The organism is Rhizobium sp. Leaf371 (assembly GCF_001424045.1).
Lineage (GTDB): Bacteria > Pseudomonadota > Alphaproteobacteria > Rhizobiales > Rhizobiaceae > Ferranicluibacter.
Map to the genome: position 1 here is coordinate 46,218 of NZ_LMQB01000025.1, position 17,367 is coordinate 63,584.

Sequence of the window (17,367 nt, forward strand, 5' to 3'; positions counted from 1 at the left end):
CTAGTTTTCCTGTCCCGAAGTGTGCTGGATACGGCGCATGGATTACATTTTCCTGGTGCAGGAGCTGGTCGGGGAAATCGTGCAGGGAACGGCCGGAATGACAGGCCGTGCCTGAAGCGCGGACGCCTTGGCGGTGCGCGCGGCATCGTTGTCGTTCAGCTGGCTCGTCGGCCGGGTCAGCGGAGGCGGCAGGATTGTCGGACCCGGCACGACCGCAGACGCCGGCTGGCCGGCACTTGCGGCGGGTGTGGTCGAAAGCATGTTCGGTGCGGGGATGGCGACCGAGGGAACCGACGGTCGGATGGCTTGAACGCGGGCAGCTGCGGGCCGCGTGTTCTGGCTTCCCAGCCTGCGCAGGGCAGGCCGCATGGGCGCGACATCGGACACGGCCGGTGCAGCGGACAGCGGCTGAAGCCTGGAACCCGCGCCGGCGGCATAGATCGGCCGGCCGAGCTGGCCGACGGAAGGGTCGAGAGGCGGCACGTTGCCATAGGGGTTCCAGCCGACGCTGTCGAACGCCCCGGTCAGCGTATAATTGTACATCACCGACAGCAATTCATCGCGCGAGGCGCCGGTCTGGCAGAAACGGACGCGCGTCTGGATCCTGCCGAGATAGCGGAAGGTGCGCACGAGATTGTCCGAAGCCCTGATCTGCTGCCATCCATAGAGGCAGGCATCGCCCGAACCTTCGTTCGTTCCGTATGCGTATGCAAATGCGCCGTAATTGTTCTGCACGAAGCTCGGGGAGATGCTCATGCGGATGGTCGGAAACTCCGTCCGCATCTCACCCACCGCCTGTCCCGTCGTCATGATCCGGGTCGAAAGCGGCGATGCGCCGGCAAACGAGGTGGAGGACGGACCGAAGTAGCGAACCTGGATGTAGTTCTGGCCCTGACCGCGGGCATCGGTGCCGAGAAAGATGTCCTGCTGGACCGCGTTGGAGAAGTTGCGCTCTATCACGCTCACGATGGCGGGGCCACCGGGTGGCGGAAACGCCAGTGCCTTCTCGGTTGCGACCTCGGTCGGTGCCGAGGACACTTTCAGTCCGCCCGTCTGCGTGCAGCTCGAGAGCGCCAGAGCACCAAAGGCCAGAAACGCGCCCTGCATGGCCGTTCTTCCTGCGATTGCGAGAGCCGTATGAAACATGTGCGCGGTGCATCCAGTGATGGAATCAGTGTTCGTCGGCCTCATTTCTAGCGGGTGGAGTTAATGTTCGGTAAATCTTTTTTCATGTGTTGCGCAGATACGCACCGAGACCGATGATTTCCTGTCGCGTCGTGACCAAGAAGCCACGCTAAAGGCGCTTGACGACCGGAAAAAATGCTGTTCGGGGCTCCCCGTGTTACGAACCGAGAAATGGGAGGGGCTCGAAGCGAACGGGTATTCTCTCCACGCAGGTCATTGCCGTCTTTTGAAGCCCGCGCGATGAACCGAAAAGTTGCGCGTTCGAACGGTCGAACGTACCGACGTCTGCGACTATTGTGCGCCGGTGGTCGGCCCCGGATTGTTCGGCATCGTCTGTGCCGGTGCCTGCCTTGCACTGCCGCCCGCAGGATCTCGCTGAGATGGGCTCATCACCAGCCAGCCGATCGCGAACATGATCACGACAAGAATGGCGATGCTGAGGGCTGTCCGGTTCAACGTCATGACGTCTAGCCCTTTTCGGCCTGATCGGCTGTCACGACATTCGCCTTGGGATCGATGCGCCCTGCGGCATCCTCCACACGGGTCGCGGCGGCGTAGACGAACAGGACGCAGATCAGGGACATGGCCAGGACCACGATGACGGATTGGTTTCCGGTGCGAACTCTCATGACGGGGAAAGGCATCCGCGCACCGTAAGTTCCCGTTGGGTGCAAGCTTGTGGCGTCCAGCGTTAAGCACGTCGCACAGTTCTCGCAGAAAATGCGGACGCCGACACGATTTGGGGAGGTGTGACGGTCGATTCACGAACGGTTGTCATGTAAGGACTTTCAGACCGATAAAACGAGTGGCACGCCGCGATGGCATTCAGGTTTCTGACCAAGAGCACGAAGACCAGTGTCAGCTTCACCGAAGCCGATACGAAACTGGTGCTTGTGAAGGATGTTACGATCAGCGTGACGGGCAGCGGCATCGTCGCGTCCGGTCTGGCGATGTCGCGCGACGTCGTGATCGACGGCAAGGTTTCGGCCGGAGCATCCGGCGTCCTGTTCGGTGCGGCGAATGCCGGCGATCTCGATGGTTCCGTCGTCGTCTCGAGAACCGGCTCCATCGCTGCCGGCACCTTCGGGATCTCGGCCACGGCGGTCGGGATGGATCTCGTCAATCGTGGCAGCCTTGCCGGCAAGCAGGCCGGCATCAACGTGGTCGGCAGCAAGGCGAATGTCGCCAATGAATCCAGCATCACATCGTCCGCGGGCAGCGCGGTTCTGGTAAAGGGTGCGGCGGCGATGGTGGTCAACAACGGCAAGATGGCCGGGCAGCTCGATGCCCTCAAGCTTTCCGGCGATCGCATCGTCATGACCAACAACAAGGACATCTCGTCTGCCACCGCTGCCGGCATCGTGGTCGATGGCGTCGGGACGATCGTCACCAACAACGGGTCGATCTCCACGCGCGGCAATGGCGTGACGGCCACCGGGGCCTCCGAGATCATCACGAACAACGGAACGGTGAACAGCGGTACGACGGCGATCGCGGCGAAGGGCAAGAATGCCATCGTCACGAATTCCGGGATCTTGCAGGCGAGTGGCGACGGCATCGTGCTTTCCGGCGCCAAGGGGACGGTAACGAGTACGAAGACGATCGCGGTCGGCGGCATCGCCATCCACGTCATCGCCGACGACGCGATCGTCAACAACCGGGGCTCCTTGACCGGTGCCGTCGGCATCTCGGTCGACGGAGACTCCGCGCGCGGCGCCAACAGCGGCACGATTTCCGCCTCAAAGGGCAGCGCCGTCGATTTTACCAAGGCCGATCAATCCAGCTTCAACAATAGCGGCGTTCTGTCGGCGACCTCGGGCATCACGTTCAAGGGTGGTGACGGCCAGCAGTCGGTGACCAACAGCGGCACCCTGAAGGGCGACGTGCTGCTGGGCGGTGGCAACGATTATTTCGACGGTCGCGCCGGAACGGTCACGGGCAAGGTTGCGGGCGGCACCGGCAATGACACCTACGTCATCGACAATGCGCGCACCCTCCTGGTCGAAGCCAAGACTGCCGGAAACGATCTCGTCATCTCCCATGTCAGCTACACGCTGGCGGACAATTTCGAATTTCTGACGCTCGGTGGCACCGCAGCCGTCAACGGGGCCGGCAATGGGCTTGCCAACCAGATCCACGGAAACAGCGCCGCCAACCGGATCGACGGCAAGGCCGGCAACGACATGATCTGGGGCCATCGTGGCGCGGACACGCTGACGGGCGGTGCCGGCAGCGACCATTTCGTGTTTTCGACCGGCGACGGCCGCGACGTGATCACGGATTTTGCGGCCAGCGGCTCGACCCATGACATTCTCGACCTGACCACCGTCAAGGCGATCACGGATTTCGCCGACCTGATGAAAAACCACGCCCGGCAGGTCGGCAGCGATGTGATGATCGATGCCACCGGCGGCGACAGCATCCTGCTCAAGAATGTGAAGCTCGGCCATCTCGACAAGGGCGACTTCTTCTTTTGAGCTTTCCAGGCATGCGGGCCTCTCAGGCTGCGGCGCGCTGGAGCATTCCGAACAGGTCGCGCGGATCGTCGGGATCGGCGATGATGTCGATCTGCTGGAAGAAATCGGTTCCGGCCAGTGCGGCACGCACGTAGCGCAGCGCGGAAAAATCCTCCACGGCAAAGCCGACGCTGTCGAACAGCGTGATCTGCCGCGCGTCTTTCCTGCCGGCAGCTTCGCCCCGAACGACACGCCAAAGCTCCGTCACCGGGTAATCCGGCGCCATCTGCTGGATTTCGCCTTCGACCCGGGTCTGCGGCGGATATTCCACGAAGGTGTCGGCGCGCAGCAGGATGTCCCGATGCAGCTCCGTCTTTCCCGGACAATCCCCGCCGATCGCGTTGATGTGCACGCCGCTGCCGATCATATTGTCGGTCAGGATGGTCGCATACTGCTTGTCCGCCGTGCAGGTGGTGATGATGCCGGCACCCTCGATCGCCTGCTCGGCGCTTTCGCAAGCGTGGAGCTTGAGGCCTGAGCCGGTGAGATTGCGCACGGCCTTCTCGGTTGCCCGCCTGTCGATGTCGAAAAGACGGATGTCGGTGATGCCGAGGACGGCCTTCATCGCCAGGGCTTGGAATTCGGCCTGCGCGCCATTGCCGATCATCGCCATCACCCGCGTGTCCTTCGGCGCGAGATGCCGGGCGGCCATGGCGGAGGTCGCGGCTGTGCGCAGGGCCGTCAGCAGCGTCATTTCCGTCATCAGCACGGGATAGCCGGTCGCCACATCCGCCAGCAGGCCGAATGCCGTGACGGTCTGCAGGCCTGCAGCCATATTCTTCGGATGCCCGTTCACGTATTTGAAGCCATAGATTTCGCCGTCCGATGTCGGCATCAGCTCGATTACGCCCTCTCGGGAATGCGATGCGATCCGCGGCGTCTTGTCGAACACCTCCCAGCGCCGGAAGTCGTCTTCGATCGTGTCGGTCAGTTCGCGGAGAACGCGCTCGATGCCGAGATGGTGGACGAGCCGCATCATGTTCTCGACGCTGACGAAGGGGATCAGGGCCTTTTCGGATGGCAGGGCGGACATGGGTTTTTCCTCGTTGCAGATACAGATCGTAGCAACCGGAAATGTTTGCCGAAACGTCGGACAATTGGCATAAATGGCTCTCACTTGAGCAGTTTGCAGGGTAAAATTGTGTATTCCGTCAATGTCAGCGAGAGAGAAGATACTGCCGCGGCGCGGTGCCCATCATGCGCCGGAACATGGTGGTGAAGGCCGCGATGTTCTCGTAGCCCGCATCGAGGGCAACGCTTGTGATCGAATGCCCGGCGGCCAGCCGCGGCAGCGAGGCGAACAGGCAGGCCTGCTGGCGCCACGTGACGAAGCTGACCCCGGTCTGGGCGCGAAAGAAGCGGGTGAAACTGCGGCGGCTCATGGCGAGCGTTGCCGCCCAATCATCAATGCTCGCCACGGCGCGCGGCGCCTGCAGAAAGGCGCGGCACGCATCTGCGAGCCGCGGATCGTTCGGAAAGGGCAGGCCGAGCGGCACTTCGGGCAATTGCTGCATCTCGTCCAGCAGCAGATCCATGACCAGCTCCCGTCGGCGCGGATTGGGAAAGGGCGGCGTCTCCCGCACCAGCTCGTCCATCAGGTTTGCCGCAAGCGTCGTGACGTTGACCACTTTCGGTCGCTCGACCAGCGCCAGTTGCGCATCGACATAGATCGACAGCATCTCGACCGGGCTCATGGTTTCCGATGCGTGCTCCAGGCCGGCCGGAATGATCAGGCCATGGCCCGGCGGGATCATCCAGCGCCGATCGCTGGTGCCGACGACGACGACCCCGCGACGGGCATGCCAGAGCTGCGTCTTCCGGTGCGAATGCAGGAGGCTGCGCTCGCCTTGTCGGTAGCTCCGGCCGACCGCGTAGAGCGGCTCCTGCGCCGCATCGATCCGGCTCAGGCTCTGATGGTGCTCGTCGAGATCGGCATCACTTTGGGGAAGGTCGAGGAAACGCATTTGGCCCACTCACGAAAGAAAGGGACCAGAGCGCAAAGGCAGGCCAGCGTCAAGGCCTGTAGGACATGCCAAGCGGCGCAAACGTCGGCGAGTCAGGGGAGGCGAGGTATGGCGAGCGTAAACACGGAAAGCGGTGTCCGGGCGGAGACCATCACGGTTTCGATCATTGCGGCAGCAAGTTTCTGCCACATGCTGAACGACATCATGCAGTCGCTGCTGACGTCGCTTTACCCGCTGCTCAAGGAAAATTACGCGCTGGATTTCGTCCAGATCGGCCTCCTGACCTTTGCCTTCCAGGTGACGGCGTCGCTGCTGCAGCCTGTGGTCGGGGTGGTGACGGATCGCTGGCCCATGCCGTTTTCGCTGCCGGCCGCCATGCTGTCCACCTGCGCCGGCCTGTTCACGCTGGCCTATGCCCACAGCTTCGAGATGCTGGTCGTCGGCGCCTGCCTCATCGGCGTCGGTTCCGCCGTCTTCCATCCCGAGGCTTCGCGCGTTGCGCGTCTTGCATCCGGCGGACGGCACGGACTGGCGCAATCCTTCTTTCAGGTCGGGGGCAATGCGGGAACGGCGACCGGGCCGCTTCTGGCGGCCTTCATCGTCATCCCGCGCGGACAGCAGACGCTCGCCTGGTTCTCGATCATCGCGATCGTCGGCTTCATCGTGCTGTCCTTTGTCGGCACATGGTATCTGCGTCACCGCCGGGCCAATGCCGGACGCCCGACGCTCGATCGCGCGCTGCCGCTGCCGCGCAATCAGGTTCTGTGGACGCTCGGCGTTCTCACGGTGCTCACGGCAACGAAGAATGCCTATCTCGCCAGTCTTTCCAGCTACTTCACCTTCTTTGCCATCGAGAAGTTCGGGGTCGGCGTACAGGATGCGCAGATCATGCTTTTCCTGTTTCTCGGTGCTTCTGCGGCCGGCGTCTTCTTCGGCGGGCCGATCGGCGATCGCTTCGGCGCCCGCGTCGTCATCTGGTTCTCGATCCTCGGCGTCATCCCCTTCGCGCTGATGCTGCCCTATGCCAACCTCTTCTGGACGTCGGCCCTCGTTATCATCATCGGCTTCATCTTCTCCTCGGCCTTCTCCGCCATCGTCGTCTTCGCGCAGGAACTGGTGCCGGGCAGGGTGGGGCTGATCGCCGGCATGTTCTTCGGCTTTGCCTTCGGGTTCGGCGGTATCGGCGCGGCCGTGCTCGGCCTGTTTGCCGATCGCTACGGCATCGAGTTCGTCTACCGCCTCTGCTCCTACCTGCCGCTGCTCGGTCTGCTCACGGTCTTGCTGCCGAAGCTGCCCGGCCGCAAGCGCGCCTGAGCTTTACACGGCAGACGGGCCGTCGCAGATGGCCTCCGCCTCGATCTCGACCGCGTAGTCGCCGATCAGGTCGCCCGCCTGCACCATGGTGTTGGCGGGCAGACTTGTGCCGAACACCCGGCCATGGGCGCGCGAAACCGGCTCCCACTGGCCGGCGTCGCGCAGATAGACGCGCGTCCGCACGACATCGTCCATCGATCCGCCGAGGGCGGTGATCGAGGCGGCGATCTTGTCGAGAATATAAGTGGCCTGCGCGCCGGCATCGCCCGGCGCGACGCAGCGGTCGGCGGCATGCGTCGCCGTCGTGCCGGACACGTGGATGCGGTCGCCCACACGAACCGCGCGGCTATAGCCGGCGATCGGCTCCCAGACGCTGCCGGAGGAGACGCGGCTTCGCCCCGGCCGGCCCGGCACCGGCTCGGCGGTGTAGATCGAGGGGATGGCGCTCAGGTGATGGCTGAGATCGCCGGACGCGGTCAGAAAGGGTGGCTTGCGGTATTCGTCGCCGCAATCGCCCGGAATGGCTTGCGTGCCGGCGAAGGCCGCATCGAGCGCCGCATGATCTTCGGCATCGAGCGAAAAGCGGAAGACGTTGAGATTGTCGTCCCTGTGCTCGTTCTCCCCGAGGCGCGCGCCGATGATGGTGGCGGCGACGGCCGGGTGTTCGAGGACCCAGCGGCTGGCGACATTCGAGAGCGACACACCGTGGCGCTTCGAGATGCGCGATGCGGCGGCGAGGATACCCTGAAAGGCTTCCCAGCCACCGGCGGTGTCGATGAAGCGCTTGTATTTCGACCGGCTCCAGTCGGGGATCGCAATCGGCTCGGGCTTTCCCAGCCACGTCTCGGAGAGAAACCCGCCGCATAGCGTGCCATAGGCAAGCAGCTTGACGCCGCGCCGTGCGCAGAGATCCGAGAGTGCCCCGGCGGCGCGCCGATCGATGAGCGAGAACGAGACTTGATTGGTGGCGATCTCGATGCCATCGGCAAGCGCCAGCGCCAGATGCCCGGCGTCGAAATTCGTCAGGCCCAGAGCACCGATCAGGCCTTCTTCCTTCAGCCGCTGCATTTCATGCAGGGCATCCAGCCAGGCCGGATGCTCGAAGGTCCACCAGTGGAACTGCAGAAGATCGACCCGCTCCAGCCCGAGCCGCGTCAGCCGTTCCTCGATGCCGCGTCGAACGACGTCCCGCGTCATCTGGCCCGGTTCGGGGCACCATTTCGTAAAGGCGACAGGGCGCGCGTCACGCGGATATCGTGACAGCAGGCGCCCGGTTATAAGCTCGGCCGAGCCGTAATGGTCGGCCATGTCGAAGGTGTCGAAGCCGTCCCGGGCATAGGCGTCCAGCGCGTCGGCACCCTTGTTCGGGTCGATCGTGGCGCCGTTCTTCTCGATATCGGCGACCTGCCAGAGGCCGCAGACGAGGCGGCTGATCTCCAGCTCGGGGGTCAGGCGAATGCGGTCAGGGCGCTCGGTCATCAGGAGGTCTCCCGGGCTTGCGCCCGTGTTTTCCGCGGGGGCCGAGCGCGCTGCGCTCGCCCACGATGCCGCGGGGCCGAAGAAGAAGGATGGCGCAGAGGCCGACGCCGATCGCGACGATCTGAAGCGCTGCGGCGCGGGCCTGCTGCTCCGGCGGTACGAAAGCGGAAACGGCCGCCGCCGAGAGCGCCCAGAGCCCCCAAACGAGGATCGCGCCGAGAATGGCGCCGCGATTGTTGCCGGAGCCGCCGACGATGAGCATGGCCCAGACCTGAAAGGTCAGGATCGGGAGATAATTGTCCGGCGCGATGAAGCCGATGAAATGACCTTGCGCCGCCCCGGCTAGACCCATTATGGCACCGCCGATGGTGAAGGCCTGCAGACGAAAGCGGATCGGCCGTTTTCCGAGCGCCTGCGCTGCCGTCTCATCCTCGCGGATCGCCCGCAGCACGCGGCCCCACGGGCTTTTTGCCAGATGCTCCAGCGCGAGATAGAGACCCGCCACGAGACCGGCCATCAAGGCGAGATTGGCAAGCCCGAAGGCGAGAGCGTCGCCGGCGAGATGCGAAAAGGGGCGGGGAATGAAGCCGATGCCGAAGGCGCCGCCGGTCAGGCCCTGCAGGTTCAAAACGCAGAGCTGCACGCAGACCGCCACGCCGAAGGTCGCGATCGCCAGATAATCCGATCGGAGCCGGATGGTCAGCGCGCCGACGAGCCAGGCGGCGAGACCGGCGGCCGCGGCTCCCCCCAGCCAGCCGATCAGAATAGGCATGTCGAAACCGCCGAACCTGTCGGGCGTCGGCGGTGTCGTCAGCAGCGCGGAGACATAGGCGCCGATTGCCACGAACGCCGCGATCCCGACATTGAACAGCCCCGTCTGCCCCCATTGCAGGTTGAGCCCGAGACACATGACGGCATAGGTCAGCGCCATCGTGAGGAAGAAGGCGGCATAGGCGATGAGATCGAGGCTCATGCGGATCTCCCGAAGAGACCGCGCGGCCGAAACAGAAGCACCGCGACCAGGATGAGGAAGGAGACCGCCGCCCGCCATTCCGCCCCGACGAGCTGCACGGCTGCCGCCTCCGACAGGCCGACGATGAGGCCGGCGAGCATGGCGCCGGGGACGCTGCCGATCCCGCCGAGGATGGCGGCGGCAAACAGCGGCAGCAGAAGGTCGTGGCCGAGATAGGGACGGACCTGCACCAGCAATCCGGTCATGATGCCGGCAAGGCAGGCAAGGCCGGCGCCCAGCATCCAGACCACGCGGATGACGCGACGGACATCGACGCCCGCAATTCCCGCCAGCGCGGGGTTCTCGCTGACCGCCCGCATGGAGCGGCCGACATCCGTGCGCGTCATCAGGAGGTGCACGGCGAGGACGGCGAGGAGGGAGACGCCGAGCGACAGCAACTGATCCGGCGTTGCCCGCATACCGCCGCCGAGCGGCATGGCGATCTGCAGCGCCTTGGTGAAATAGGCGGGCTTCGAGGTGAACAGGAATTCGAGCAGGCTGCGCAGCGCCAGCGATGCGCCGAAACTCGCCATGACCAGAATGATGACGGCACTGCCGCGCGCGCGCAGACGCCCGAAGAGAACGGCATCCACCGCAAGCGCCAGAACGCCGGTGAGGAGAATGGCGAGGAGGGCGGCGAGGGGAAGCGACCAGCCGAAGGAGAAGGGACCGATCGGCCGCGTCAGCGAGGTCGACAGCAGGCCGAGGCCGCCGCTGACCGCAAGCGCGATATAGGCACCCCAGGAAAGAAGCTCGCCATGGCCGAAATTGGCGAAGCGCAGAATGGAATAGGTCAGCGTGACGCCGATGGCGCCGAGGCCGATCATTGCGCCCGCGATGAGCCCGTCCATGAGGAATTGCGGGTTCACGATGCGGCGACCTCCGCGGAATGCGAGGCGCCGAGGTAGAGGCGGGCCAGCAGCGGGTCGCCGAACAGGCCGTCGGCCTGTCCTTCATGCGCGATACGGCCTTCGACCAGCACGACCGCGCGACGGGCGATCGCCAGAGCCGCTTTCACATTCTGCTCGACCAGCACGATGGTGACGCCGTCCGCATTGATCTCCTGGAGCATGGCAAAGACTTCCCCGACGATCTTCGGCGACAGGCCCGCCGAGGGCTCGTCGAGGATGAGAACCGTGGGATCGACGATGAGGGCGCGTGCGACCGCGAGCATCTGGCGCTGTCCGCCGGAGAGCGCGCCGGCCAGCCGCGAAGGCTGGCGCGCGAGATCCGGAAAGCGCCGATAGAGACCAGCGATCCGGCCCGCGCGATCCGGTTTCGGAAGGATCGCTGCGGCGAGTTGCAGGTTCTCGTGAATGGAGAGGGTCGCGAAGATGTTTTCGGTCTGGGGCACGAAGGCGAGGCCGCGGGCAATCTTGCGATGGGAGGGGACGCTGGTGATGTCCTCTCCGCCCAGCAGAACGGCACCGGCGTGGATCGGCACGACGCCGGCGATGGCCTTCACGAGGGTCGATTTCCCCGCGCCGTTCGGGCCGAGCAGAACGAGAAGATCGCCCGGGGGAACGACGAGGTCCACGCCGCGAACGATCGGTAGGTCGGGCTCGTAGCCGGCGACGAGCGCACGGATATCCAGCGCCGCGCTCATGCCATCGCTCCGAGATAGGCCTCGATGACGGCGGGATTGCGCGCGACCTCGGCCGGCGTGCCCTCCGCGAGCGGCCTGCCGAGCGCCATGGCGACGATCCGCGAACAGAGACGCGAGACCATGTCCATATTGTGCTCGATCAGGAGAATGGAGGTGCCCTCGGCATTCAGCTGCATTACGCGCTCGATGATGGTTTCCAGCAGCGCAGGATTGACCCCTGCCGCCGGCTCGTCGAGCAGGATCGCGCTCGGATCGGCCATCAGGATGCGTGCCAGTTCGAGGAGCTTGCGCTGCCCGCCGGAGAGAACGCGCGCCGGCTGGTGCTCGAGATCCGACAGGGTGACGAAGGCAAGCAGCGCGCGGGCCTTCTCCACCGCCGTCTTTTCCTGGCGGCGGACATGGGCCGGGCGTAGGAAATTTGCGAACAGGCTTTCGCCGTCCTGACGTTGCGCGCCGGCAAGCACGTTTTCCAGCACGGTCATTTCGAGGAACGGCCTCGGTATCTGAAAGGTGCGGCCGATGCCGAGACCGATCCGCTGCTCCGGCCGATCCTGCGAGGCATCCCGCCCGCCGATCCGGATCTCGCCCGATGTCGGCTTCAGTGTTCCCGCGATGAGATTGAAGAGCGTCGTCTTGCCTGCTCCGTTCGGGCCGATCAGCCCCACCATCTCGCCACGCCCGAGACGCAGCGACATGCCATCGACCGCCGTCATTCCCTCGAACCGCTTGACGAGATCACGGGCGTCGATGACGAGGGTATCGGATGTCGCGGTGGTCTGGATCGGCAAGCGAGGTGCCCCAAAGGCTGCAGGAAAATCAGTGGCTTATGTGGTGCGGGCAGTCTCCGGCGACCGAAATCGTGTTTCCACACGGCAGCTCGCCTCAACATGCTGATAACACTTAAAGATTTGCACAGCTAGGCCGCCATGCCCCCGGGCTTCCCAAGGGGGGCTTTCGTGACGGGGTGTTGCAGACTTTCGACAGTCGCGACATCGAGGTGCGGCATCGAGACCGCCGGGGCCAAGGGCCCTTATCTCTGTCGAACGGCCTTGCGATCGTCGGCCGGTTCGACACGGGTTGCAAACCAGTTGGCCAGAAGCGCACCGGAGATGTTGTGCCAGACGCTGAAGATCGCGCTGGGCACGGCGGCAAGCGGCGAGAAATAGGCCGTGGCGAGTGCCGCGCCGAGACCGGAGTTCTGCATGCCGACTTCGATGGCGATGGCCTTGCGCTTGGCAAGCGAGAGGCCGGATGCCTTCGCCGCGAAGAAGCCGAGGAGGTAACCGAGACCATTGTGCAGAACGACCACGGCGAAGATCATCAGGCCGGACTGCGCGATGGCCGCCTTCGAGCCACCGACGACGGCGGAGACGATGAGGACGATGCCGACGACGCTCACGAGCGGCAGGGCGGGCACGGCTGCCTTGACGACGCTGGGGAGTAGCTTCTGCAGCAGCGCCCCGAGCGCCAGCGGAACCAGAACGACCTTGATGATGCTGAGGAACATCGCCCAGCCATCGACCGGAAGAAATTGGCTCGCAAACATCCAGACCAGGAACGGGGTGATGATGGGTGCGGCGAGCGTCGTGACCGACGTGCAGGCGACCGACAGGGCGACATCGCCCTTCGACAGAAAGGTCATCACGTTGGACGACGTGCCGCCGGGGCAGCAGCCGACGAGAATGACGCCAGCCGCGACCTCCGGCGGCATGGGGATGATCCATGTCAGGAAGACGGCCAGCAGCGGCATGATCAAGAATTGGCCGACGACGCCGATGGTCACGTCGAACGGTCGCCGCAGAACCTCGCGAAAGTCATCGACCGACAGGGTCAGGCCCATGCCGAACATGATGATCGACAGAAGCGTAACGATCCAGGGGCCGATCTGCTTGAACGTATCCGGAAAGAAGAAACCCAGGACCGCAAAGAGGATGACCCAGACCGCAAATGTCTTGCCGACGAAGGTCGAGATGGTTGCCAGGCGGTTCATAAGCGCACTCCGGATGCCGTTTTGTCGTGGTGTAAACCGTGCGATCTGCCTGTCAAGGGCAGCGCTTCTGCAATCCAGGGCTTTCCGCTTTTGCATATTGTTCAACGATTTGTTAGGGAACCGCTTACGCAGCTAAAGGAAGCCGATGTTCAAGTTCACTATCAATCCGCCCGTCTTCTTCGGATCGGTCGCCATCATCCTGACGTTCGTGGCGGTCGGAGCCCTCGTCCCTGCACAGGCCGAGGCACTCTTCGGCGCGCTTCAGAGCTGGATTTTGACATCCTTCGGCTGGCTCTATCTGCTGGCGGTCGGCATCTTCCTGTTCGGTATCCTCATTCTTGCCTTCGGACGGTACGGCGACCTGAAGCTCGGACCCGACGACAGCCAGCCGGAGTTTCGCTATCTCTCCTGGATCGCCATGCTCTTTGCCGCCGGCATGGGCATCGGCCTCATGTATTTCGCCGTTGGCGAACCGATGACACACTTTGCGGCCCCGCCGACGGCCGACCCGCTGTCGATTGCCGCCAAGCGGGAAGCCATGAGCGTCACCTTCTTTCACTGGGGCATCCACGCCTGGGCGATCTATTCGGTGGTCGGTCTGTCGCTCGCCTATTTCGGGTATCGCTACAACCTGCCGCTGACCATTCGCTCGGGTCTCTATCCGCTCCTGAAGGAGCGCATCAACGGCCCGATCGGGCATATGGTGGATATCTTCGCCATCTGCGGCACGCTCTTCGGCATCGCCACATCCCTCGGCTTCGGCGTTCTTCAGATCAATGCCGGGCTGAACTTTCTGCTTGGCGTGCCCGTCTCCTCGGTCGTGCAGGCGGTTCTGATCGTCGTCATCTCGGCGGTCGCCACCCTGTCCGTCGTCAGCGGCCTGGACAAGGGCGTGCGCATCTTGAGCGAGTTGAACCTGATCGTCGCCGTTGCGCTGATGGTTTTCGTGCTGGTCATGGGCCCCACCGCACAGCTGATGCGAGACTTCGTGCAGAATATCGGCCTCTATCTCGACACGTTTCTGCTGCGCACCTTCAACATCTATGCCTATGAGCCGACCCCGTGGATCGACTCCTGGACGCTGTTCTATTGGGCCTGGTGGATTTCCTGGTCGCCCTTCGTGGGCATGTTCATCGCGCGTATTTCGCGTGGGCGAACCGTACGCGAGTTCGTGATCGCGGTGCTCTTCGTGCCGAGCATCTTCACCTTTCTCTGGATGACCGTCTTCGGCAATACGGCGATCGATATCGATCAGGGGATCGCCGTCGGTGCGCTCGGGCGGGCCATTTCGGACGACATCTCCGTCGGGCTCTTCCAGTTCTTCCAATATCTGCCGTTTCCGGCGATCACCTCGACGCTCGCCGTGGCTTTGGTCGCCATCTTCTTCGTCACATCGGCCGATTCCGGCTCGCTCGTCATCGACACGATCGCGGCCGGCGGAGAAACCAATACCGGAACGGCGCAACGCATCTTCTGGTGCGCGCTGGAGGGTTTCGTGGCGATCGTCCTGCTGCTGACGGGTGGGCTCACGGCGCTGCAATCGGCAACGATCGCATCGGCCTTGCCCTTCGTGTTCGTCATGATGGCGCTGCTGTTCGGCCTGTTCAAAGGCATGCGGGCCGACATGGCGCAGCAATCGGCCCTTGCCGGGCCGCTGGTCGCGCATCCCGCCGCCGGCATCACCTGGCAACGCCGGCTGGCACTGGCGCTGAATGCGCCGAGCGCGACCGACGTTTCCACGTTCGTCGACGGCGTGGTGCAGCCGGCGCTTGCAGCCGTTGCGGCGGAACTCAAGCGTGGCGACCGTGAGGCCACGGTGCAGCGGAGCGAGGAGGATGCCGGGACCGGCGGCGTGGTGGTGAGCCTGTCTGTTCCGGCCGCGCGCGTCCGCGACTTCGTCTATGCTGTTGCGCCCGCGGCCCAGAAACTGCCGGCCTATACCGCATTCGACGCGACGAAGATGGAGCTTCGGCATGAAGCGCGCACCTCGTTTTCGGATGGCAGCCGAGGGTACGACATCATGGGCATGAACAAGGAGCAGATCATCACGGACGTGCTCGCCCAGTTCGAGCGCTATCTCGCGCTGACGGCCTCGACCGAAACCGTGCTGATGACGAACGCGCCGGAGCATCTCTAACGCTACTCGGCGATCGCTCCGGGCTCCGCGCCTCTCGCCTAAAATTGCGCCTTGAGCTGAGCGCCGACGTTCCATTCGGGATCGTCATACTGGCGGAAGGTCGCGCCGACCGAGGTGTCCAGGTGCCAGACCTCGTCGAGGCGGACGCCGATCCGGGCTCCGGCGGAGGCGAAGGTCTGGTCGCGCGCCCGGCCGGACACGTCTCCGACCCAATCGACCGATGCCCGGACGGCCTTGTCATCGGCGAAGATGCGGCCGACGGCGCCGGACAGAGTGTAGTCCAGCCGGCCCTCGGTCTGGTGGCTCCAGGCGACTTCGGCGCTGACGATGTTCTCGCTCGACGTGCCCCCGTGGACTTTGGCTGCGAAGAGGTTTCGATCCGTTGCCGTCTCGCCGTACCCGTCGAGATCGAGCCAGGCTTTGGTGAAGCGGGCCGAGAGCACGATTTCGTTCGCCTGGTCGGGCGCAAACACCGCACCGATGCGTCCGTAGGAGCTGAGAAGCGACCCATCGACCGTGCCGACGGCGGAAACGACGGTGCTGGTATCGAGGTAGCGGCGCGACAGGGTCGCGCTCACATTGGGAGAGCCCCAGGCGCCGACTTCGCCGAAGCCGCGCCATGTTGCCTGCGGCGTCGTGTAGCGGACAGCGCCGGCGAGCAGCGCCAGCGTGTCGACCGAGACATGATCGTCGTCAGGGTTGACGATCGCGGCGCCGCCGAGAAGGCTGATGCCGCTGCCGGCTTCCCACCGGCCCTTGAACCCCGCCGCCGCGCTGGAGGATCCGAAGAGGCTGATCGAACTGCCCGCATCGAAGCGTTCGCCTTCGCCGAGGAGGCCTTGCGCCGTGCCCATGAGGTCAGCGGCGATTGCCTGCCTCTGGCGCGCAAGCTGGTCCATCGAGCCGGTCACGGATGACAGCGTGGTGAAGCCGAGGCGCGTGATGTCGATGGTGTCGACGAGAAGGGTCGCGTCGGGTGCGACGGGATCGATCGGTGCCGTCGTCTCGACGACGACCGTCAGGCCGAGCGTGTCCGATCCCGATGTGCCGACCTTTCCGCCCGTGGCGACATCGTCCTGCAGCGGACCTGTAACCTGATATTTCAGGACCTGCCGGCCGTCCTGCAGGGTGACGATCTGTGCCGCCTGGCCGTCTTCCGCCGAGACAAAGCCGCGATAATCGACGCCAAAGACGCTGAAGCCATCGGGTCGGGTGACGGGGACGCTCAACTGGCAGGTGCTCGTCGCACGCGATGTGCCGGGTCCGCCGCCTGCGGTGGCCGAGAAATCGTCGAAGAGCACGCTGGTCGCATTGCCGTCAGGCGAGGTGACGCTCGAGAACGTGCCGTCGGCACATCCGTCGGCCGCCGTGGCGTTTCCCGACAGCGCAGCGGCGATGCCTGCGAAACAGAGGACGAACGACGTGCTGTTGCGCATGAGCGGAGCTTTCGATGATGGCAGGCAAGGCGGATGCGTCGAGAAACGGGGCGGAGGGCGTGTTCGCGCCGACCGCCCCGGAGGTTGTTAGCGGCAGGTCTTCCACTGCAGCTGGTAGACGATGGCGGCCTTCACATCCTGCGTGTCGACCGTCGCCATGGCTTCCTGACCACGGGTCGTGTTGACGCGGATGCTGGAATTGGTGCGCAGGTTGACGTCTTCGCCGCAAGCCGACCAGATGAGCGAGTCCGCAACGAGCTTATTGGAGATCAGGTAGTCCTTCTCGTTCGGGCCGGTGAAGGTCTTGACGAAGGCCGGTCCGCGGGTGCCTGCAAAGAAGTATTCGACGTTGAACTGCGAGCGGGCGCCGCGCGGCAGCTGATTGAAGCCGCGATAGTCGATCGCGAGAACCGAGACGCTGCGGCCCTGCGGCACGTGAACCGGGATGGCCACATTGCAGGTCTTGCGGTCGAATTTCTTGCCGGTGTCTCCGCCAGCCTGAACGATATAGTTGTCGAACAGCAGGCTCAGGGCCTTGCCGTCGGGGCTGATCGTTGCGGAAACGCTGTCCGACGGGCAACCGCTGCCGCCATAGCCGGGAACGCCGAGGGAAATGTCGTCGGCGTAAGCCGCGGACGAGATGAACAGCGACGCCAGCAGGAGACCAAATCTCTTCATTGAACTTCCTCGTTTTGATGTGAGCCTTAAGCCCTGGCAGGAAAATATGT

16 protein-coding genes are annotated in these 17,367 nt (G+C 64.3%); 3 read left to right on the plus strand and 13 right to left on the minus strand.

Annotated elements, in window-relative coordinates:
- Positions 1-42: 42 nt before the first annotated feature.
- The 3 genes from bcsN to ASG39_RS23945 all read right to left on the minus strand — a co-directional run bounded on the left by bcsN (position 43) and on the right by ASG39_RS23945 (position 1,814).
- Positions 43-1,107 (minus strand): cellulose biosynthesis protein BcsN, encoded by a 1,065-nt coding sequence (gene bcsN, locus ASG39_RS16410; RefSeq protein WP_062596065.1) that lies wholly within the window; start codon positions 1,105-1,107, stop codon positions 43-45.
- Positions 1,108-1,476: 369 nt separating this feature from the next.
- Positions 1,477-1,647, minus strand: a complete 171-nt coding sequence (locus tag ASG39_RS23940) for a hypothetical protein (protein WP_156468169.1) — start codon at positions 1,645-1,647, stop codon at positions 1,477-1,479.
- A gap of 5 nt (positions 1,648-1,652) precedes the next feature.
- Positions 1,653-1,814 (minus strand): hypothetical protein, encoded by a 162-nt coding sequence (locus ASG39_RS23945; RefSeq protein WP_156468170.1) that lies wholly within the window; start codon positions 1,812-1,814, stop codon positions 1,653-1,655.
- 189 nt (positions 1,815-2,003) lie between these two features.
- Between ASG39_RS23945 and ASG39_RS16415 the strand changes: the two genes are divergently transcribed.
- Complete coding sequence (locus tag ASG39_RS16415) at positions 2,004-3,662, plus strand: calcium-binding protein (RefSeq protein ID WP_062596066.1); 1,659 nt, start codon at positions 2,004-2,006, stop codon at positions 3,660-3,662.
- A 22-nt stretch (positions 3,663-3,684) separates the two neighbouring features.
- Here the strand turns inward: ASG39_RS16415 and ASG39_RS16420 are convergent, their stop codons facing one another.
- Entirely contained in the window at positions 3,685-4,734 is a 1,050-nt protein-coding gene (locus ASG39_RS16420) for an ornithine cyclodeaminase (protein WP_062596067.1), read from the minus strand.
- Between the two features lie 124 nt (positions 4,735-4,858).
- Positions 4,859-5,665, minus strand: coding sequence for a helix-turn-helix transcriptional regulator (locus tag ASG39_RS16425; RefSeq protein WP_062596068.1), 807 nt, complete (start codon positions 5,663-5,665; stop codon positions 4,859-4,861).
- 108 nt (positions 5,666-5,773) lie between these two features.
- Between ASG39_RS16425 and ASG39_RS16430 the strand changes: the two genes are divergently transcribed.
- Positions 5,774-6,979 (plus strand): MFS transporter, encoded by a 1,206-nt coding sequence (locus ASG39_RS16430; RefSeq protein WP_062596069.1) that lies wholly within the window; start codon positions 5,774-5,776, stop codon positions 6,977-6,979.
- A gap of 3 nt (positions 6,980-6,982) precedes the next feature.
- Here ASG39_RS16430 and ASG39_RS16435 read toward each other — a convergent pair whose 3' ends face one another.
- From ASG39_RS16435 to ASG39_RS16460, 6 genes are all read right to left on the minus strand, one after another.
- On the minus strand, positions 6,983-8,458 hold the full coding sequence (locus ASG39_RS16435; RefSeq protein ID WP_062596070.1) for an aldo/keto reductase: 1,476 nt from the start codon (positions 8,456-8,458) through the stop codon (positions 6,983-6,985).
- The gene (locus ASG39_RS16440) at positions 8,442-9,431 is read right to left on the minus strand and encodes a branched-chain amino acid ABC transporter permease (RefSeq protein ID WP_062596071.1); all 990 of its coding nucleotides are present in this window, start codon (positions 9,429-9,431) and stop codon (positions 8,442-8,444) included. Before ASG39_RS16440 ends, ASG39_RS16435 begins: the two co-directional genes overlap by 17 nt.
- Entirely contained in the window at positions 9,428-10,339 is a 912-nt protein-coding gene (locus ASG39_RS16445; protein WP_062596072.1) for a branched-chain amino acid ABC transporter permease, read from the minus strand. The genes ASG39_RS16440 and ASG39_RS16445 overlap by 4 nt, the downstream gene beginning before the upstream one ends.
- Positions 10,336-11,076 (minus strand): ABC transporter ATP-binding protein, encoded by a 741-nt coding sequence (locus ASG39_RS16450; protein WP_062596073.1) that lies wholly within the window; start codon positions 11,074-11,076, stop codon positions 10,336-10,338. The genes ASG39_RS16445 and ASG39_RS16450 overlap by 4 nt, the downstream gene beginning before the upstream one ends.
- The gene (locus tag ASG39_RS16455) at positions 11,073-11,864 is read right to left on the minus strand and encodes an ABC transporter ATP-binding protein (RefSeq protein WP_062596074.1); all 792 of its coding nucleotides are present in this window, start codon (positions 11,862-11,864) and stop codon (positions 11,073-11,075) included. Before ASG39_RS16455 ends, ASG39_RS16450 begins: the two co-directional genes overlap by 4 nt.
- Before the next feature lie 242 nt (positions 11,865-12,106).
- Positions 12,107-13,066: a bile acid:sodium symporter family protein gene (locus tag ASG39_RS16460; protein WP_062596075.1), complete on the minus strand. Its 960-nt coding sequence runs from the start codon at positions 13,064-13,066 to the stop codon at positions 12,107-12,109.
- A 145-nt stretch (positions 13,067-13,211) separates the two neighbouring features.
- Between ASG39_RS16460 and ASG39_RS16465 the strand changes: the two genes are divergently transcribed.
- Entirely contained in the window at positions 13,212-15,203 is a 1,992-nt protein-coding gene (locus tag ASG39_RS16465) for a BCCT family transporter (RefSeq protein ID WP_062596076.1), read from the plus strand.
- A gap of 38 nt (positions 15,204-15,241) precedes the next feature.
- Here the strand turns inward: ASG39_RS16465 and ASG39_RS16470 are convergent, their stop codons facing one another.
- The gene (locus ASG39_RS16470; protein ID WP_062596077.1) at positions 15,242-16,639 is read right to left on the minus strand and encodes a DUF4360 domain-containing protein; all 1,398 of its coding nucleotides are present in this window, start codon (positions 16,637-16,639) and stop codon (positions 15,242-15,244) included.
- 87 nt (positions 16,640-16,726) lie between these two features.
- The gene (locus tag ASG39_RS16475) at positions 16,727-17,317 is read right to left on the minus strand and encodes a DUF4360 domain-containing protein (protein WP_082477316.1); all 591 of its coding nucleotides are present in this window, start codon (positions 17,315-17,317) and stop codon (positions 16,727-16,729) included.
- Positions 17,318-17,367: the final 50 nt, after the last annotated feature.